The sequence below is a fragment of the Brachybacterium sp. GPGPB12 genome, from assembly GCF_038396325.1.
In the GTDB taxonomy this organism is placed as follows: domain Bacteria; phylum Actinomycetota; class Actinomycetes; order Actinomycetales; family Dermabacteraceae; genus Brachybacterium; species Brachybacterium conglomeratum.
The window spans coordinates 2687886-2706326 of record NZ_CP149573.1 but is presented as its reverse complement, the minus strand read 5'-3'; the positions used below and the strand labels follow the sequence as shown (position 1 = coordinate 2706326).

Below are 18441 nucleotides of genomic sequence, written 5' to 3'. Positions count from 1 at the left end.
CCGGACCGGAGAGGAGGATGCGTGACATGATTCAGAACCCCGATGCAGTGGGAACGGACTCAACAGGAAGGGACATGGCTCCGCAGATCGCCGCCATGACGCCGCGGTACTCCGGGCCGCTGCGAAGATCGGCGAGGGTCGGCGACTCCAGACGGGAGACCGGCACGACGGGCACACCGCGGATGAGCGGGTGGGAGGTGACCGTGGAGTCCTCGCCGGGGGCGAACAGGTCCTCGTGGAGCTTCTCACCGGGGCGCAGGCCCGAGTATTCGATCGCGATGTCCTTGCCGGATGCTTCGATGAGCTGGTGCGCGAGCTTCACGATCGGGACCGGTTCGCCCATGTCCAGCACCAGGGCTCGGCCGCTCTCGCCGAGGACCGCGGCCTGCAGGACCAGTTGGACCGCTTCGGAGACGGTCATGAAGTAGCGAGTGACCTCGGGGTCGGTGACGGTGACCGGCCCGCCTTTCTCGATCTGCGCGATGAAGGTGTGGATCACGGAGCCGCGGGTAGCCAGCACGTTGCCGAAGCGGACGCTGAGCCAGGTGCCGTGACCGGCGGTGAGGCCCTTGTTCGCGGTGAGACCCTCGGCGATGCGCTTGCTGTAGCCGAGGATGTTGTGGGGATCGGCGGCCTTGTCGGTGGAGACGTTCACGAAGTGCTTCGCACCGTGACGGTCCGCGGCCTCGAGCACGTTGTGGGTGCCGAGCACGTTGGTCTTGAAAGCCTCGTCGGGAGACTTCTCGAGCATGTTCACGTGCTTGAGCGCGGCGGCATGGAAGACCACGTCCGGCTGATGGCGGGCGAAGACCGCGTCCAGCCGTTCCGCGTCGCGGATGTCGGCGAGCTCCATGTTCTCGTCGCCGAGGTCGGCGGTGCCGCCCATGGTGAGCATCAGGGCATGCGGCGCGGACTCGTCGCGGTCGAGCATGACCAGCTCGGCGGGGGCGAGCTTGGCGATCTGCCGGCACAGCTCGGAGCCGATCGATCCTCCCGCGCCGGTGACCAGCACGGTCCTGCCCTCGATCAAGGTCGCGATCGTGCCGAGGTCGGTGGCCACGGGATTGCGGCCCAGAAGGTCCTCCGTCTGCACGTCCCGCAGATCCGTGTGGCGCACCCCGTCGATCATCTCCCGCAGAGGGGGGACGATCTTCACGGAGATGCCCAGTCGCTTCGCCTCGGCGGTCAGGCTGGTCATGGTCTCGGCGCCGATCACGGTGGTCGCGATGACCAGCACATCCACCCGCAGCCTGCTCGGTGACATGGGCGAGCTGGGAGGTCGTGCCGACCACCGACAGACCGGAGTGGCGCAGGAAGCGCTTGCGGGAATCGTCGTCCAGGAAGGCGACCGGCTCCCAGGTGGAGGAGGGGTCCCGGCGCATCGAGTCCGCGAGATCGCGTCCCACCTCGCCAGCACCGACGATCAGCACCCGCTGGGTCTCCTCGGGGACGATCCCGCCGGTGCCGGCAGAGCGGACGTCACGCAGCGAGAGGGCGCGGAGCCCGTAGCGCACGGCGAGTGCCATGACCAGGATCAGCGGCGCGGCGATGATCGGCGTCGTCGCCGGAAGCATTCGCTCCGGGGTGAGGACGTTGACGAGAGCGACCAGGACGGAGACCGCCACGACCACGGCCGCCAGGGGACGGATCTCGTCGAAGCCGCCCACCAGGTGGCGTCCCTGGTGCAGGTGCAGTAGCCGTGCGAGCAGGGTGTAGGCGAGCGCAGCGATCGCGGCGCATACGAGCAGTCCGCCCACGGGGGTGGCCCCCTCGCCCAGCGTCATGCCGCGGCTCAGCGCCGCGGACTCGAGACGGAGACCGCTGGCGATCCAGAGCCCAACGAGCCAGAGCATGGCGTCGGTGAGGATGAGCGCGGCCGTGGAAGGATGCAGGTCCCGGACGAGCGGCCGCCGCTCGATCCAGGCCTTTCGTCGCGCTCTCCCCGAGCGCGCGCGTCACGGACGGGAGGCCGGCCGGGCGCTGGGATGAGCGCAGAGAGTTGCTGGACACAGTGCCCCCTCGAGAGGTTGTGCGGGAGGTGTGACCTGCGCTGTCGCGCGAATGTCCGTTTTGCCCGCTTCGTACATGTCTGTACGGTACGTGAACTTTGCCCGATTGGGAAGTCGCCTCAGGAGCTTGGACAGCCCCGAACAGGTCGGGCCGGAGCTCGGAGCAGGCAGGGGACGACAGCCGCGGTGTCGGGCGCCGACGCCGGCGCGCCGGTCAGGACCGGGCGGCCGCCTCCTACCGGGCGGGCTTCACCTCGGCGGGCTCCGACTCGTCGTCCCCCGAGTCGGGCAGAGGTGCCCGATAGGCAGGGAAGAACTCCCCGACCTCCGCGACGCCGCCGGCCCGGGCGCCGCGCGCCTCGAGCAGAGCATCGAAGCCGACAGGGTCCAACACCCGCTCGGCGGTGCTGAACTGGACGGCGCCCTGCGGCGCGAAGCCGCGCTTGTAACGCTCGAGGCCGTCCCCGGCCTGCACCCCTCCTCCGAGCACGTACTTCTTGTACCCCTTCGCAGCGAGCCACTCCATCGCGGCGAGCTTCACGAGATCGTTGGGACGGGACCCGGCCGCATCAAAGTCGGTGCCACCCAGGAAGTAGTAGGCGGTGTCGCGACCGAGCAGCAGGAGGTCCATGGAGACGGGCGTCCCGTCCAGCTCGCCGACGGCGTAGGCGATCCGGTCGCCGAAGCCCGCATGGAGCGCGGCGAAGAACTCATGATCGAAGCGGTACCAGGCGGCGGCGCCCCGGCGGACCATCGTGCCGATGTAGATGCGCTCGAAATCGACGAGCAGGGAATCGTCCTCGACGATGCGTGCTGTCACGCCGGCGCGGAGGGCACGTCGGGCATTCTGGCGCACCTTGGGCTCGCACCCCGGGGCGACGTCGACCTCGTCGGACGGGAGCTCGCGCACGTAGTTCACGCGCGCGCGGGCGGAGCCGTCCCGGATGAGCAAGGGTGTCCGGGAACAGGGACAGGCGCACGAATTCGGAGACCACGCGCTCAGAGCGGGCCCAGTCCTCGAAGAACGCCCAGAACTCGCGGCCGAGGAGGCCGTTCGGGCCCTCGCCGTGGACCAGCGGCCCGCCGTAGCCGTACGGGGAGGTCACGTCGCGCAGACCCTCTCCCGCTTCTCGCAGAACGAAAGGGTAGAGCGCAGCGGCGGTGCCGGAGGTGGCGGTCAGAGCCAGCGACCGGCCGTCCGGGTCCGCCAGGAGTCTGGCGACGTCGGGGTGCGCGAAGGGGAGCTGGGCGGCGCTCGCCTCCCACAGCCGCATCCATTCCGCGTGGTCGTCAGCTCGTTCGGGGTCAAGGATCCTTGCCACTGCGCTCACTGTCCGCTCCTCCTGGAGTCGTGGCCACGGTGCGACAGCCCCGGCACGATGATCACGGGCGGGAGAGGATAGCCGGGCGTCGCACCGAATGTCCGTTTATTCCGCTTTACTCAGGGTGACCCTACACGGGCGGCGCACGGTCCGCACCGGCGCGTCAGACCCTCTCGGCGATCGGTGCGCGGTACGCGGGGAAGAAGCCCTCCACCCCGTCGGCGACAGTGCCGCTGAGCACGCTCCATCGAGCGCTCTGCGCGGCGTACTCCACAGGATCGACGACGATGCGTGCGGTGGTCTCCCTGACGGCCTCCTTGGTGAAGCCGGCCTTGAAGTGGAGCAGGGGCTCCTGCGCGCCGCCGCCCAGCACGTACTGGCGGTCACCTCGCGCATGGGCCCAGCGCAGCACGGCATCGAAGATCGCGACCTGGGAGAGCTTCCCGCGGCAGTCGGGGTGGGTGGCGCCGAGCAGGTACTGCACAGTGCCGTCGACCTCGGTGACCACATGGGCGCCGGCGACGATTCCGTCCATCTCGAGCACCCACAGCGAGGCGTGCTCGCCGACCTCGTCGCGCGACCCTTCGAAGTAGCGACGATCGAAGCGGTATTCGGGGCGCGCATCGAGGCGGTCCATGGTCGCCGAGTAGATGCCGTGGAACTCCTCGAGATGCTCCCAGCCGGGATCATGGACAGCCACCTGCCCCTCCTTCGCAGCGCGCCGCATGTTGCGCCGGTGCCCCTTGCGCATCCCCGCCATGATCTCCTCGAGCGGGAGGTCCAGCGGGATGAGGTAGTGCGGGCTGTGATCGACCACGGATCCCACCTCGGCGAACTCTTCGAGTCCGGCCTGCGGGTGAGAGCGGAGGAACAGCGAGACGACCCCGCTCTCTCGCAGGTGAGCAAGGGCGGCGATCACGGCTCGGCGGCGCCAGGCCGCGTCAGCAGCAGCAGAGAAGATCGGGCCCGCATGACGGTACGGCGAGGAGGCGTCCCAGACCCCGCTGAGCGGCGCGGTGAACACGAGCGGCATGAGCATGACGACCCCTGCCTCCTCGACGACCAGGAGTTTGGTGACGGTCTCCCGGAAGCGATCCTCGACGGCGAGATACTCCGGCAGGTGGAAGATGTCGTGACGAACCTTCTCGAGCAGGGAGCCCCAGCTCGGATCGGCGGCGTCGATCGTGCGCACATCCATGATGATCAGCAAGGATCCTTCGGTCGCACCGGCCTGGCCGGGATTGGGGGAGACCGCTCCTGCGGGACGCCGCGCGGCAGGGCCGGGACGTACTGCACCACCCCTGCTGACCGCACCCGGGGGACGCGACGGGCGTCCGGGGGCCGACGAGCGGCGCTGGAGGGGCGCAGGGCGGCGGCCACGGAGGCACCACTGTTCCCCCACCAGGTCACGAAGTCGCGCAGAGAGTCCTGCATGTCCGCTTTGTCCGTATCGTTACGAGGTGTGACTCTACACCTGGCCCAGCCCGAAGCGAAGCCCCCGGGATTGCACAGGAACCGCACGATCCGGAACGCCGCCCCTCGAGATCGAAGGGGCGGCGTTCCGCGAAGCAGAAGCACGAGCGCTGCGCGGCGCTCAGCGCAGGGTGCGCCTCAGCCGTTGAGGTGCTTTGCTGGAGCGCCTTGACGGTGCCGTAGCTGGTGCGAAAGTCCCACACGCCGTTGCCCTTCAGGCCCATCGCGGCGCGGAGCTTGCCGGTGGTCTCGGCGCCGATCTTGCCGTCCTGCGCGCCGCCGACCTTCTTCTGCGCGCCTTGATGTCGGAGGTGGACAGCGAGCCGTCCTGGCTCACGCCCACCCAGCCCTCGAGGGCACGGGTCGTGGCCGGCCCGAACTTTCCGTCGACCACGAGGGACGCGCTCGAGGACGGAGCCGAGGCCTTCGGCGCCGAGACGGCGGGGGCACTGCCGGTCCGGCCGCTGTTCAGGAAGTTCTGCAGTGACTTCACGGTCGAGGAGTCGGAGCGGAAGTCCCGTGCGCCGTTGCTGCCGAGCCCGATCGCGGCGCGCGCTTGCGGGTGGTCTCCGGCCCGATCTTCCCGTCGGCCGCGGCGCCGACCTTCGACTGCAGGGCCTTGATGTCGGAGGTGGAGAGGGAGCCGTCCTTGCTCACGCCCACCCAGCCCTGGAGGGCGCGGGTGGTGGCGGGCCCGAACTTGCCGTCGACCACGAGCGCGCCGGAGGAGGGGCTGGTGCGGTCCGCGTCGCGGGAGTCGCCGCCCGAACTGCGGCCGGGTCCGCGCGTTCGCATCGGCGCCGCCGTTCGAGCGGGTGAGACCGGCCTTCTTGCCGCAGGTGGGCCAGGCGCCGGGCCCCTGGGCCTGGAGGGTGCGCTGGGCGACGGCGATCTGCTCGGCCTTGCTCGCCTGGTTCGCCGTGGAGGCGTACTCGCCGCCGCCGAAGGCCCGCCAGGTGGAGCCGGAGAACTGCAGGCCGCCGTAGTAGCCGTTGCCGGTGTTGATGGACCAGTTGCCGCCGGACTCGCACTGGGCGACCTCGTCCCAGACGGTCCCCTGGGCGGTGGCGCTCTCTGCGCCGGCGAGCCCGAGACCTGCGACTACCACGGCGCCGCCGGTGGCGGCGGCGAGCTTCGGGGCCACGTTCACGCCGCGGAAGGCGACGGCGCGGCCGGGGGCGCGGTGGGTGTTGGTGCGGGTCGCGGTCATCGGGGACTCCTCGCTGGGGGAAGGCGCGGCCCGGGTGGGGCAAAGAGGCGGGATGGCCGCACGGCGGAGGGTGCGGCCGACGGGAAGCCCGCTGACCTGCACGCCCGCTCCGGGCACCCCTCCACGGTGACGCCCTGCCCGGGCTCGCGACAGTGCGCGCACCCAGAAGATTCCCCGGCGAAGGGGATTCCTTTACCCAATTCTGGGATTTCAGGGGACAAACGCGAATGACGCCGTTGTATCTATCGAGGAAATACAGTCGTGTCGTTCACGCGCCGGCACCCGTCGCGTGCGACGCGTCGGGCGCCGCTGTGATGCGCCCGGAATTCCCTGTCGCGCCCGCCCGCACGAGGCCTACACTCCCTCGGTGACCCGCTCCCCCGCCCCTGCCGCGCCTCCTTCCGCCGCGCTCTCCCCGCGCGATCGCAGCGTCATCGTCCTGCTCCTGATCAGTGCTTTCGTGGTGATCCTGAACGAGACGATCCTGTCGGTCGCACTGCCGCCGATCATGGACGACCTGGACCTGCTCGAGACCACCGCGCAGTGGCTGACGACGGGGTTCATGCTCACCATGGCCGTGGTCATCCCGATCACCGGCTTCCTCATGGGGCGCTTCTCCACCCGGCAGGTGTTCGCGATCGCGATGTCGACCTTCACGGCCGGCACCCTGATCTGCGCGGTCTCCCCCGCGTTCCTGCCGCCGCTGCTGGGTCGGATCGTGCAGGCCTCGGGCACGGCGATCATGATGCCGCCGCTGATGACCACGGTGATGAACCTGGTCCCGCCCTCGCGGCACGGCCAGGTGATGGGCAACATCTCGATCGTCATCTCGGTCGCGCCGGCGCTCGGCCCCACGCTGTCGGGACTGATCCTCTCCTTCGCGCCGTGGCGGTTCCTGTTCGTGCTGGTGCCGCCGATCGCGGTGGCGGCGCTGGCGATCGGGGCGCGCCGCATCGAGAACGTCTCGGAGTCGGATCCGAAGCCGGCCGATGCGCTCTCGGTGCCGCTGTCCGCGGTGGGCTTCGGGCCGCTGGTCTACGGGCTCACCGGAATCTCCGGCGGCGGGCACGGCGGGGGCGAGGCTCCGTCCGGTCCGCCGACGACGGCGCTGGTGGCGCTCGCGGTGGGCGTGGTGGCGCTGGCGCTGTTCGTCTTTGCGCCAGCCGCGGCGCGCAGCGCCGCGAGCGGGCGCTCGCTGGACCTGCGCACCTTCGCCAGCCGCAACTTCGCCGTCGCGGTCGGGCTGATGGTGGTGATGATGGGCTCGATGTTCGGGGTGGTGGTGCTGCCGCCGATCTTCCTGCAGCGGGTGCTGGAGCTGTCCACGCTGTCGGTGGGGCTGATGATGCTTTGCCGGGCGGTCTGGCGATGGGTCTGCTGGCCCCGTTCGTCGGGCGGCTGTTCGACCGCGTCGCACCGCGGCCGCTGCTGGTGCCGGGCCTCGCCGCGGTGGTGGTGGGCATCGGGATCATGTCCCGCGTGCCGGAGCAGGCGTGGCTGATCGTGGTGGGCCACGTGGTGATGTCGCTGGGGCTCGCCTTCGTGTTCACGCCGCTGATGACCACGGCGATGGGCTCGCTGCCGCGACGCCTGTACCCGCACGGCTCGGCGATCGTGGGCACGGTGCAGCAGGTCGCGGGCGCGGCCGGCGCCGCGCTGATGGTCTCGGTGATGGCGCGGGTCGCGGCGGACACCACCGCGGGCGGCGCCTCGGAGCTCGAGGGGATCTCCGCGGGCACCTCGGCGGCGTTCACGATCTCGGCGGTGCTGGGGCTGGTCACCGTGGCGATCGCGCTGTTCATCCGCCGCAATCCGGCCGACGCCGGGGACCGCCCCGTCGACGCCGGGCCGACGGAGCCCGAGGAGACGGTCGCCCCGGCCTGAGAGCCCGACCGCCCCGCCCCGCTCAGAAGCGACCGCACCCCTCCGGGTGCGGTCGCTTCTCGTTGCGCGCTCTCGCGCCGAGCGCGCCCCGACCGACTGCACAGCTCCGGATCGTGACGGACGAAACACGCAGTTCATGACATAGACCACGAATACGTACGGAACCGGACATAAAAGGTGACTCGTCAGTAACTTACGACGCATGACTAGTTCGAGTTTCAATCAAATCTCTCGCCGCTCGCTCGTCCGTGGTGCCGCCTGGGCACTCCCCACCGCCATGGTCGCGGCCGCCGCCCCGGCCATCGCCGCCTCCATCCGAAAGGATCCCGGCATCAACGGGTGGGTGCAGAACATCCCCTCGAGCTACCGGTTGTTCCCGTGCTACTTCCGCCTTGAGATCACCTCGCTCGTGTCCGGGGTCACGACACCCGACGGTGCCCCTTTCGGCCTGTACCTCTACGACACCGAGGACGTCACTCAGGCCGGCGATGCGACGCTCACCTCCTGGATCCTCGGGGATCACACCCGCCGGGACACCTCCATCACGTGGCGCGCTCTCCAGGGGCATTCCTCCCGCTGGTCCGGACCGACGACGGTCGGCACCGCGAGAAAGCCCGACGGGAAGCTCTACACCGGGTACCGGTGGACCTACACCGGCGCGATAGATCTGACGAAGAAGACTGACGGGCGCGATGGGATGGAACGAGTCTTCCTCGGGGACTTCCACGTGGGGACGGACACGTTCCAGCAGTCGGGTGACACCTGCGGCGTCCTGAACTACTGGGCGGAGCGGTCGATCACCCTGGACGGAGAGGTCCACACCTTCCAGCGACGCGCCGGCACCGAGGGCGCCTACAACACCTCGACGCGACGGCTCGCCTCGAGCCCCGTCGAGAGCAGGAGCACGGCACCAGCCGGCGAGCCGACAGCGGAGGACGAGATCTCCCTGGAGCCGACCGTCTGCTGACCGTCCCGCCGCGCGGCGGACGACCGCTCGGGAGACCCCCGACCGGTCGTCCGCCGCGCCTCAGGGCACGTCAGTAGTACACGGTCTCCTGGTTCCCGAACCAGGTGCCGGAGAAATCTCCGTCCCTGCTCATCATCCCGATCGCAGTCTCCTCGATCGGCACACGGTGCACGGTGGTGGTCCCGTCCTCGGCGGTGACGGTGAACTCGGCCAGGCCGCCGTAGCCGTAGGCGTCGTAGTAGCCCGCCGCCCCGCCGACGACGTGGAGCTGCGGCGGGGTGATGATCTGCCAGGTGCCCTCGCCGGTGACCTCCTCCGGGGCGCTGAGGGGGCAGTTCTCGGGCCGTGGCTGGGTCTTCGCGCGCGCACTCGGCGAGCGCCGTGTCGATCAGGTAGGTGCTGAACTGCTCCTCGCCGGTCTCGGTGAGCTCGTAGCCGATCTCGATGAGCGAGTTCAGCCAGGGCCCGAGCACGGGTGGGATGGTCGAGCGGACCGTGGTCGGGGTGACCGCCTCTCCGCCCTCGGGGGCGCTGAGCTGGTACACGCCGGGCGGCACCACCAGGTGCACCTCGACGAGCCCAAATGCCTGGTCTGCCTTGGCCTCGTCCGGCGGCGGGACCTCGACCCCGTTGATCATCACCGCGGGGGCGCTGACGGGCACGGCGACCCGCATCACCGGCGGCTCCACGGGCTCCAGCTCCCATACGGGGCGGCGCGGCACCCCTCGCGGTGTCGGGTGAGGTGGAGGGTGGTCTCCTGGGTGCGTCGGCCGAGGCTGAGCGTGGCCGTGACCTGGGCGCTGTCGCCGTCGACGCTCGTCTCCTCGATCGTGAAGCGGTCCACGCGCTCCTCGGCGGCCAGCGTCACCTGGTCGGTGAGAGCGACGTCGAGCACCCCGTCCTCGGGCTCGACCACGTGCTCGCGCACGGCGTCGGTGTCGGCGTCGAGGATCGCCTGGAGGAAGCCGCGCGCCTCGGTCTCCGGCGAGCGCTCCCCCACCAGCACCTGCGGCGCGACCAGCACGAGGACGAGCGGCGCGGCGATCCCGCCGAGCGACCACCAGCGCCGGCGGCGGAGCGGCGCGGTGGCGGAGACGCGGTCATCGACTGCCGCAGGGGCCGACGGGGTTTCGGCCGACGGGATTCCGGCCGACGGGATTCCGGCCGACGAGCCCCTGGCAGTCGATCCCCCGCTCAGTGCGGCCCCGGCCGAGCGGCCGCCCGTCGTCCGGCCACGGGCTGACCGGGCTCCGGCGGTCAGGTCTTCTCCTGGCGAGGGCGTGCCTGCCGTCGAACCATGGAAGGTGCCGTGCGGCGCCTCCTCGTCCTCGGCCCCGCCCCATCCCCGGGCGATGACGCGGCCTGTCGCGCGCTGATCCCGTCCGCTCCCCCGCCGGTCGCTGCGCCCCACTGCGCCCCCTGTTCGCGTCGATGCCTCGGGAGAGGGTATCCCGGTGCCGTCCATCGGGAGGCGCGGCCCTGCCGTTTCACGCGTTCGGCGCGGTCACGAACTCGCCCACGCGATCCTGGGCGCCCGTGGTGTAGCCGGCCAGGAGTGGCGCTGGGGTCCAGTGGCTCAGCAGCGGCGGCACGTTGATCCGGGCGGGCACCGGGTCCAGACGCCCATCGCGGCGCGGGGTCTCGATCTCGTAGGGCCCGGGCGGCGCGCGCGCGGGTGATGATGCCGAGCCCTTCGGCGCCGCCGCGTTCTCGGCGGCGACGACCGGGGCCGCGGGCGCGGCTGGTCGGCTCGAGGTGCGATGCACGCCCGGGGCTCACAGCGCCCCGGGCGCCTCCTTCTCGCGGGCGCGGTCGGCGAAGCTGACGCCCATCGCGGCGAGGGTGAGCGCCATGATGATCACCAGCGCGATCGTGAACGCTTCGAGCCATTCGGTGCCGCCGTCGGTGAGGGAGAAGATGATGCCGGGGATCATCGCGGTGCCGATCGCGGCGCCGAGGCGCTGGCCGAGCTGGAGGATGCCGCCGGCGACGCCGCCAAAGCGGGGGTCGACGGAGTTCAGGGTGAGGGTCTGGTTCGGGGAGATGGTCATGCCCTGGCTCAGGCCCATCAGCATCAGCGGTGCGGCCAGCCACCAGAACGCGACCGCGCCGGATTCCACGAAGCCGGCCAGCGGCGTGGTGCTCAGCAGGCCCAGGAAGGCCACGCCGAATCCGGCGATCACCATGCGCCGGCCCAAGGTGAGCACGTAGCGGCCGGCGATCTGGGAGCTGATCGCGGCGGCGATCGAGGAGGGCGACCCCAGCAGGGACGCCTCGAAGGCGGTGTGGTGGAGGTGCATCTGCAGGAACAGCGGCACGATGATCCATACGCTGGTTGCGCCGAGGAAGTACACCGAGACGATGAGGATGCCGTTGCGGAATGCCTTGTTGGCGAAGATCGCGGTGTCGACCATGGGCGAGCCGCCGCGGCTCTTGTAGCGCCGCTCCCAGGTCCACCACAGCCCCAGCACCAGCGGCCCCCCGCGGGGAAGGACAGCCACACCAGCGCGTTCACGCCGCGCTCGAGGAAGGGCGCGCATGATCCCGAGGATCGCCAGGCACAGCAGGATCGTGCCGACGGGGTCGAGGTCGGGGCGTGCCTTCCCGCGTGCGCGGTCGTCGGGGATGTAGCGGAAGGTGCCGATGATCGCGCCGATGCCGATGGGGACGTTCATCAGGAACATCCAGCGCCAGCCCCAGTTCGGGCCGAGCACCTGGATCAGCAGACCGCCGATCACGGGGCCGATGGCGGTCGCGACGGCGACGGTGGTGGCCAGCGGCGCGAAGGCCCGGGCGCGGTCCTGGCCGCGGAAGTGCTTTGCTGGATCAGGGCGACGGTCTGTGGGTTCAGCAGGCCCGAGCCGATGCCCTGCAGGATGCGGGCGAGGTTCAGCATCTCGACGTTCGGGGCCAGGCCCGACATCAGCGAGCCGAGCGTGAAGATCCCGACGCCGATCACGAACATGCGCCGACGCCCGGTCGCGTCCCCCGCGCGCCCGGCGGGGACCAGCAGGATCGCGAAGGAGAGGGCGTAGCCGGAGATCACCCACTGCAGCGAGCCGGTGTCCGCCTCGAGGCCCTCGCCGATCGCGGTGAGGGCGACGTTGATGACGCTCACGGCGATCAGGGCCATGAACAGGGGCGCGAGGAGGACGGCGAGCAGGGGCTTGCGGCGCACCGCGGGGGTCGGCGCGCTGTAGTGGGGGATCACCCGGACACCTTATGCAGTGAGTGCATTTTTGTGGAGGGTGTGGTGACCGGAGGGACACCGCAGCGGCCGGCCCCGAGGAGGGGCCGGCCGCGGCGGGAGGTGCGGGTCAGGACTGGGAGGGATCCTCGTCGCCCGGCCCGGAGGCGGACTCGTCCGTGCGGGGCCCCGAGGTCTTGTCGGTGCCTGCCGTCCCGAAGCCGGTGCCCGTCGCGGACTGCTGCTCGGGCGCGGCGAACGGGCTCGCGGCGACGTCGTCGGCCGCGATGCGCCGGGCGTCGTCGTTGTACGGGCCGGACGGGATGACGTAGGCCGTGCGGTCGCTGAGCAGCGGCGCGGAGGTCTGCAGGGTGCGCACCCCGGGACGGTCCGGGGTGGGCACGCGGGTGAAGCGGCCGAACTGGTCGTCGTATCCCGCGGGACGGACACCGTCGGCGGCGTCGAGCGGCGTGATCGCCTCGCCGGGGCTCGGGTACTGGGAGGACCAGCGGTGCCCGGCCGGCGACGGCGAGTCGAAGAGATGGCCCTTGGGTCGGATCCACAGCGCGCCGGGCTTGGAGCGGTCGCGCAGGGCGTGGGCGCGCCAGGTGGTGATCGGGTGGGAGGAGCCCCAGTTGACCCAGTGCACGAAGAAGCTCGGGTCGGTCGCGGCGCGGTCGGCGAGCTCGTGGACGTTGACCTCGGTGCCCAGGTACTTCCCGCCGGAGAGCAGGCCCATCACGCCGGCGGAGCCCTCGGGGGCGAAGCTGTAGCCGAAGTTGTCGGCGGTGTACTCCTGGGAGCGGGACAGGGCCGGGCCCAGGAGCGGGACCAGGGAGAGCAGGTTGGTGAACAGCAGACGGAAGTAGGAGACGTGGCCGGCGGCGAGGTGGCCCACCTCGTGGCCGATCACGAACTTCAGCGCGTCGCGGTCACGGCCCTGACCGCCGACCTCGAACAGGTCCGAGTGCACCACCACGAAGCGGCGGAACCCGTGGCCGGAGGCGAAGGCGTTGATCACGCCGTTGCCCATGGTCACGTAGGCGTCCGGGACGTTGCGCATCCCGAACTGGGCGGCGGCCTCGGCCACCATCCGGTAGCCCTCGGGGAACTGGGTGGGACTCATCCGCACGGAGGTCGCCCGCATCTGGGCGTACATGATCGCGCGCACCCACCAGATGATCAGGGGCAGCAGCGGCGAGAGGAACACCAGCTGGATCACCAGCGGGAGCATCGAGGCGTACTCCCACGCCGTGGAGACCGCGTCCTCGCCCTGCTCGGAGTACAGCCAGATCGTGCCGCCGATCGCGCCGCCCCAGGAGAGGTAGCCGAGCACCGTCGCGGCCACGCCCACCCACAGCAGCGGCAGTTCCCAGGGGTGGCGGATCCGGCGCTGGCCGCGGACGCCGTGGGTGGTGGCGCCGTTGAACAGGGAGGGCTTCTTCGGCGGCGCAGGGGCCGCCGGCGACGCGGTTGGCGGGAAGGTCATGAGGAGCTCCTCGAGCGCATCGGCTCATAGGGGTCGGAACGGCGGGCCCGTGCGGGCCATGGAACGACGTTAGACCCGCTAGCGCTGCTGCGCAGCACCGATCGCCCTGGTCAGGCCCGATCATGGCCGCGAGGAGGGGTCACCATAAACATTCGTCGCGGTGAGGCCATCCGCAAGGCCGACGGCGGTCGAACGAGCCGAGGCGCCGGCGTCCGCCGCGCGGCGGCTCAGCGGAACAGCCGCCCGAGTAGCGCCCGCTCCGCCCCGCGGTACGGCGGGGTGACGAGCCTCAGCGTGTCGGGGCGCGGCGGGCTTCTTCACGACAGGCTTAGCGTGCGCGAAAACCTCAAGGCTTGCGCGGCCGTGATACTTCCCCATACCGCCAAAGCGCATGGCCTGGGAGTCGAGGTGGGCGAGGGCGCGGCCGAAGGCGAGGAGGCCCGAGGCGGTCTCGATGACGAACCGCTCCTCAATCTCGGGGCGAGGGCTGAACACGCAGGTGGCCAGCGGATTCTCACACTCGCAGATTCGGCTCAATGGGGTTGAAACTACAGGGCCGTGCGGACCAACGAGTGGCGGTAGCCACGCAGTCGCTGCACATTAGCCCCGGCGCGCTGCGACGACGAATGCCGCAGGGGGCCCATGTTCGGACGCGTCAGGGCGTCGGCGCCAGCGTGGAAGGGCCACGCCGCAGGGTGTAGTCCCGCCCGTTGTATGTGACGCGGCGGAGACTGTAAACCGTCAGGGCGGGCACCGTGGCGTTGGACCCGACCGATCGAACGGCCTGGAAGTGGGGTCGACCCGTGGCGTAGATGCGACGCAGGTTGTTGTCACGAGCCCAACTAGTCACGATGGCCGGGTTCGAGTAGGTGGTGGTATATGCGGTGTAGCCGCTGATGGCGGGCGCGCCGCTGTCCACCGTGGGAATCGTCCAGGTCGAGTCAGTGCCGACCCGAGTCCACGTGAGGGCGGCATGCGTCGGAGAGGGGAGATAGAGCGTGTATCTCGCCGCCGTGGGGTTCGGCGAGGCTGGGACGTTCTCCATCCAAATGCCCGCCGTCGGGTATTCGGCACTGCCGTTGATGGTGATGGTCTGCCTACGATTCGTCGTGCCAGCCGGGCCCGTGCTCGACGACACTGTGAGGATGCCTCCCAAGAGAGGCGCTGACGAGGCAGCGACTGCGGGCGCTGCAACAGCCACAGCGGCCACAGGGGCAACCCAGGCCGCACCCCGCAGGAGGTGCCGACGGGTGGGGATGGGATCGGAGCCGGTCATTGGCACCTTCCTGATGGTGGCGGCACCCTCGAGGGCACGGCGTGCGGACACGTCCCATGCCCGGTCGGAGCCTAGGACGCTCTGAACGGTAGCCAAGCTACGGCTAAACCTCGCGCCGGCGCAACGGTCTCGCGGCTATGTTCGACCGATGTGTCACGCCGCACGACGCACTACGCCCGGGTTCAGTCGTTTTGGGCGTTTTCCCAGGCAGTCAACGGAACAGCCGACCCAGCGGCGCCCGCTTCGCCCCGCGATACGGCGGGGTGACGAGGCGCGCGTGTCGGGGCGCGCGGCTTCTTCACCACGGGCTTCGCATGCGTGAACACCTCGAAACTCGCGCGGCCGTGGTACTTCCCCATGCCGGACTCCCCCACACCGCCGAAGGGCATGGTCTGGGAGCCGAGGTGGGCGAGGGTATGGCCGAGGGCGAGGGATCCCGAGGAGGTCTCGGCGATGAATCGCTCCTCGATCTCGGGGCGGGGACTGAACACGTAGGCGGTCAGAGGCTTCTCGCCCCCATTGATGCGGGCGATCGCCTCGTCGGGCCCGGAGACCTCGAGCAACGGGAGGACGGGGCCGAAGATCTCCTCCCCCATCACCGGGTCCTCCCAGTCCACGCCGTCGAGGATCGTCGGCGGGAGGTAGCGATTGGCCCGATCGGTCGCGGAGGTGCCGCCGAGCACGGCCTTGTCGTCGTCGATCAGGGCGAGCACGCGGTCGAAGTGCCTCTGGTTCACCATGCGGCCGTAGTCGCGGGCGCGCTGGGGAATGCGCCCGTACATCGCGGCGACGGCGTCCTTCAGATGGGGCACGAGGGCGTCGAGGGTGGAGCGCTCGGCCATGAGGTAGTCGGGGGCGACGCAGGTCTGCCCGGCGTTGGTGAACTTCCCCCACACGATGCGGCGGGCGGTGGTGGCGAGGTCGGTGCCCGCATCGACGAACACCGGCGACTTCCCGCCGAGCTCGAGCACGGTGGGGGTGAGGTGCTCGGCGGCGGCGCGGGCGACGATCCGGCCGACGGCACCGTTGCCTGTGTAGAAGATCAGGTCGAAGCGCTGTTCGAGCAGGAGCGTCGTCTCCTCGACCGCGCCTTCGACGACTCGCACCCAGGCCGGGTCGAGGTGGGCGCGCACGAGGTGCGCGAGCGCGGCGGAGGTGGCGGGGGCGACCTCGCTGGGCTTGAGCGGCGCGGTGTTGCCGCCGGCGATCGCGCCGATCAGCGGTGCGAGCGCAAGGTTCACGGGGTAGTTCCACGGGGAGATGATCAGCGTGGTCCCGAGCGGCTCGCGACGGATCTGCCCGCTGGAGGGCGCGAGCAGCAGCCCTGGGCCGAAGCGCTCCGGTCGCAGCCAGGCGCGGAGGTTCTTCCGCAGGTGCGCGATCTCCTGGGTGACGACGCCGACCTCGGTGATCAGCGATTCGGTGCGGGACTTGCCGAGGTCCAGCTCGAGGGCCTTCAGCGACCGGGGGCGTTCGGCACGGAGACCGCGGGCGAGGGCGTCGAGCTGCGCGATCCGCGCTTCGAGCGGCCGGGTGGTGCCGGCGTTGAAGGAGTCCCGCGGCGCGGCGACGTCGGCGAGGATCTCGCCTCGTCGGACGGCGTCGAGGGCGGTGGGAGCGGCCTGGTGCGCGTCAGTCGACATGGCTCCAGGGTAGGGCCGACGGGTCGCGGTGCGCCGTGGGCGAACGGCTGGCCCGTCCCCGTTCCGACGGGCATCGATGCCCGACAATGGAGGCTGACGCCGTCCCGAAGGCCGGGCCGACGCGAGGAGGCTCCCCGAATGGCTGTCTTGCTGTCGGCACCGATCCTGCTGTCGATCACCCTGCTGATCTCCGGGCTCGCGAAGCTCGGTGCGCGCGAGGGGACGCAGGATGCGATGCGCTCGCTGCGCCTTCCGCGCGCCGACGATGCACGCCTCGATCGCCTCGGTGCCGCCGGTGACGGAGATCGTGCTCGCGCTCGCGATCTGGATCCCGGCTCCGCCGCTGCAGGTGCTTGCTGACGGGGCTCGTGGCGGCTCTGATGCTCGCCTATCTGGTGATCATCGCGCGGGCGCTGACCTTCGAGGAGCAGGTGCACTGCTCCTGCTTCGGCACCCTCGCCTCCCCCACCGTCTCCCGCACCACGCTGGTGCGGAACGTGCTCCTGAGCGTGCTGGGCCTGTTGGCCGTGGTCGCGGCGGCGAGCGGCGCGATGACCACTCTCCTGGTGCAGGCGCCGATGGGGCTGATCGGTCTCGGGATCGCGCCGCTGATCGCGATTGCGCTGACGGCCGCCACGATCGGCGGCGGCGTCGCCGAGACCGATGCCGACGCCCCGACCGCTCCTGCCCCCGCGGCGGCGGATCCGGACGAGGACGAGCCGCTGGACTACGAGCGCTCCCCGATCCCGGCGGCGGTGTCCGCAGCGACCCGACGGCCGCCTGATCACCCTCACCCAGCTCACCGCGCGGCGTGCGGCGCCGCTGGTGTTCGTCACCGAGGGATGCGGTCCGTGCGAGCGGGTGCTGGACCACGCCGAGGAGTGGATCGGCGAGCTGGAGCAGACGCCGCAGGTGCGGTTCGTGTTCTCCCGCCCGCTGGACCAGCCGCGCGAGCGGACGACGGACCGCGTCACCGACCACGCCCTGCACGACCTGCAGTTCACCGCCCGCACCGCGCTCGGCGGCGCGAGCGCGCCGAGCGCAGTGCTGTTGGGGGCCGACGGTCAGCTCGCCGGCGGCCCCGTCAACGGCGGCGCGGCGCGGTGATCGAGTTCGTGCAGGAGATCCGAGAGCAACTGGCAGAGGCGCGCGAGAGCCCCGTCGACGGCGAGCAGGAGATGGACTGGCCCGCTCCGTGAACGGGCCAGTCCTTCTCACGCGCGCGCACGAGGTTCTCTCCGCCGCTTCCCCGTCCGAGGTAGACATCGAGCAGATCGATCCCGCCTGCGTCGACCGCGCCGATGTGCAAGGCAGCGACGTCGTACCGCCCATCCGGCAGGGCCGCAAGATCATCCGGCACGGCGCCGGGCTCGCCGTTCTGCGCATTGATGGTCAGCACCACGACTTCGGTCAGAACGGTGAAGAGCCCCTGCAGAAGGAGGTTGAGCGCCCCCGTGAGGGGCGTGAGCGCTCCGGCCGCAAGGATCGCGTCGCGGATGGTCGTTCCGATGACCGACAGGATCGCAGAGGTGAGCCCCAGTAGCGACGGCTGGACGGTCGCATTGCCGCTGACCAGGTCGGCGAGACTCCCGGTGATCGTGACAGGAATGAGGCCCAGGAGCCCCCGAACCCGGATATCGACTCGGATCGCACCGAGGACGGCGTCGACAAGGGTTCCGACCTCTCGCGCAAGCGCATCGGTGGGCAGAGGAGCGTCGGTGAAGAGTCGAGTGTTCGGCGCGAGGCTGTTGAGCCAAGGGGACGCAGTGGTGCCCTCGTAGGCACCGCCCAGGAGTGCGCCGAGATCGACGGTGACCACTGCAGGGTTGGACAGCGCCAGCTTCACCGGCCGTCCAGTGCCAGCGGGGAGTTCGGCGGTGTCGAGCGACAGGCTGAGCGAATCCACTCGGAGCAGGTCATTCACGAGAGGAAGGCTGTTGAGCGTGCTCACCAGACCCGAGGTGAGTCCACTGAGGGTGCC

Annotated in this window: 20 protein-coding genes and 1 pseudogene; 7 read left to right on the top strand and 14 right to left on the bottom strand. The window is 70.6% G+C overall.

What is annotated here, in order from left to right:
• Positions 1 to 31: 31 nt before the first annotated feature.
• The gene (locus WKH84_RS15740; protein ID WP_341854341.1) at positions 32 to 1243 is read right to left on the bottom strand and encodes a polysaccharide biosynthesis protein; all 1212 of its coding nucleotides are present in this window, start codon (positions 1241 to 1243) and stop codon (positions 32 to 34) included.
• Between WKH84_RS15740 and WKH84_RS15735 the strand changes: the two genes are divergently transcribed.
• Complete coding sequence (locus WKH84_RS15735) at positions 1227 to 1697, top strand: hypothetical protein (RefSeq protein WP_341854340.1); 471 nt, start codon at positions 1227 to 1229, stop codon at positions 1695 to 1697. The two genes, WKH84_RS15740 and WKH84_RS15735, sit on opposite strands and share 17 nt — an antisense overlap.
• 547 nt (positions 1698 to 2244) lie before the next feature.
• Here WKH84_RS15735 and WKH84_RS15730 read toward each other — a convergent pair.
• The 4 genes from WKH84_RS15730 to WKH84_RS15715 form a co-directional block, all read right to left on the bottom strand.
• Entirely contained in the window at positions 2245 to 2961 is a 717-nt protein-coding gene (locus WKH84_RS15730; protein ID WP_341854339.1) for a GNAT family N-acetyltransferase, read from the bottom strand.
• 533 nt (positions 2962 to 3494) lie between these two features.
• Positions 3495 to 4541 (bottom strand): GNAT family N-acetyltransferase, encoded by a 1047-nt coding sequence (locus WKH84_RS15725; protein WP_341854338.1) that lies wholly within the window; start codon positions 4539 to 4541, stop codon positions 3495 to 3497.
• Complete coding sequence (locus WKH84_RS15720) at positions 4535 to 4765, bottom strand: hypothetical protein (protein WP_341854337.1); 231 nt, start codon at positions 4763 to 4765, stop codon at positions 4535 to 4537. Before WKH84_RS15720 ends, WKH84_RS15725 begins: the two co-directional genes overlap by 7 nt.
• A 253-nt stretch (positions 4766 to 5018) precedes the next feature.
• Positions 5019 to 6176, bottom strand: a complete 1158-nt coding sequence (locus WKH84_RS15715; RefSeq protein ID WP_341854336.1) for a transglycosylase family protein — start codon at positions 6174 to 6176, stop codon at positions 5019 to 5021.
• 205 nt (positions 6177 to 6381) lie between these two features.
• Between WKH84_RS15715 and WKH84_RS15710 the strand changes: the two genes are divergently transcribed.
• The 3 genes from WKH84_RS15710 (at position 6382) to WKH84_RS15700 (ending at position 8865) form a co-directional block, all read left to right on the top strand.
• Entirely contained in the window at positions 6382 to 7515 is a 1134-nt protein-coding gene (locus tag WKH84_RS15710; protein WP_341854335.1) for an MFS transporter, read from the top strand.
• Positions 7413 to 7898: a hypothetical protein gene (locus WKH84_RS15705; RefSeq protein WP_341856922.1), complete on the top strand. Its 486-nt coding sequence runs from the start codon at positions 7413 to 7415 to the stop codon at positions 7896 to 7898. The genes WKH84_RS15710 and WKH84_RS15705 overlap by 103 nt, the downstream gene beginning before the upstream one ends.
• A 202-nt stretch (positions 7899 to 8100) precedes the next feature.
• Positions 8101 to 8865 (top strand): hypothetical protein, encoded by a 765-nt coding sequence (locus tag WKH84_RS15700; protein WP_341854334.1) that lies wholly within the window; start codon positions 8101 to 8103, stop codon positions 8863 to 8865.
• Here the strand turns inward: WKH84_RS15700 and WKH84_RS15695 are convergent.
• The 8 genes from WKH84_RS15695 to WKH84_RS15660 all read right to left on the bottom strand — a co-directional run bounded on the left by WKH84_RS15695 (position 8751) and on the right by WKH84_RS15660 (position 16460).
• Positions 8751 to 9554: a hypothetical protein gene (locus WKH84_RS15695; RefSeq protein WP_341854333.1), complete on the bottom strand. Its 804-nt coding sequence runs from the start codon at positions 9552 to 9554 to the stop codon at positions 8751 to 8753. The genes WKH84_RS15700 and WKH84_RS15695 overlap by 115 nt on opposite strands.
• Complete coding sequence (locus WKH84_RS15690) at positions 9539 to 10276, bottom strand: hypothetical protein (protein WP_341854332.1); 738 nt, start codon at positions 10274 to 10276, stop codon at positions 9539 to 9541. The genes WKH84_RS15695 and WKH84_RS15690 overlap by 16 nt, the downstream gene beginning before the upstream one ends.
• Before the next feature lie 76 nt (positions 10277 to 10352).
• Positions 10353 to 10631: a hypothetical protein gene (locus WKH84_RS15685; protein ID WP_341854331.1), complete on the bottom strand. Its 279-nt coding sequence runs from the start codon at positions 10629 to 10631 to the stop codon at positions 10353 to 10355.
• Between the two features lie 9 nt (positions 10632 to 10640).
• A complete protein-coding gene (locus WKH84_RS15680; protein ID WP_341856921.1) occupies positions 10641 to 11642 on the bottom strand; it encodes an MFS transporter in 1002 nt (333 codons plus the stop codon).
• Positions 11600 to 12076 carry an MFS transporter gene (locus WKH84_RS15675; RefSeq protein WP_341854330.1) on the bottom strand — a complete coding sequence of 159 codons (477 nt, stop codon included), beginning with the start codon at positions 12074 to 12076 and terminating at the stop codon, positions 11600 to 11602. The genes WKH84_RS15680 and WKH84_RS15675 overlap by 43 nt, the downstream gene beginning before the upstream one ends.
• Before the next feature lie 106 nt (positions 12077 to 12182).
• Positions 12183 to 13541: a M48 family metallopeptidase gene (locus WKH84_RS15670; RefSeq protein ID WP_341854329.1), complete on the bottom strand. Its 1359-nt coding sequence runs from the start codon at positions 13539 to 13541 to the stop codon at positions 12183 to 12185.
• Positions 13542 to 14196: 655 nt separating this feature from the next.
• Positions 14197 to 14460, bottom strand: coding sequence for a hypothetical protein (locus WKH84_RS15665; protein WP_341854328.1), 264 nt, complete (start codon positions 14458 to 14460; stop codon positions 14197 to 14199).
• Positions 14461 to 14999: 539 nt separating this feature from the next.
• Positions 15000 to 16460 carry an aldehyde dehydrogenase family protein gene (locus WKH84_RS15660; RefSeq protein WP_341854327.1) on the bottom strand — a complete coding sequence of 487 codons (1461 nt, stop codon included), beginning with the start codon at positions 16458 to 16460 and terminating at the stop codon, positions 15000 to 15002.
• Positions 16461 to 16598: 138 nt separating this feature from the next.
• Here WKH84_RS15660 and WKH84_RS15655 point away from each other — a divergent pair, with 138 nt between their 5' ends.
• From WKH84_RS15655 to WKH84_RS15645, 3 genes and pseudogenes are all read left to right on the top strand, one after another.
• Positions 16599 to 16820: a hypothetical protein gene (locus tag WKH84_RS15655; protein WP_341854326.1), complete on the top strand. Its 222-nt coding sequence runs from the start codon at positions 16599 to 16601 to the stop codon at positions 16818 to 16820.
• A gap of 20 nt (positions 16821 to 16840) precedes the next feature.
• Positions 16841 to 16933: pseudogene (locus WKH84_RS15650) on the top strand (hypothetical protein); the annotation flags it as partial.
• A 190-nt stretch (positions 16934 to 17123) separates the two neighbouring features.
• Positions 17124 to 17567, top strand: coding sequence for a hypothetical protein (locus WKH84_RS15645; protein WP_341857031.1), 444 nt, complete (start codon positions 17124 to 17126; stop codon positions 17565 to 17567).
• Here the strand turns inward: WKH84_RS15645 and WKH84_RS15640 are convergent.
• Positions 17545 to 18411, bottom strand: a complete 867-nt coding sequence (locus tag WKH84_RS15640) for a hypothetical protein (RefSeq protein WP_341854325.1) — start codon at positions 18409 to 18411, stop codon at positions 17545 to 17547. The genes WKH84_RS15645 and WKH84_RS15640 overlap by 23 nt on opposite strands.
• Positions 18412 to 18441: the final 30 nt, after the last annotated feature.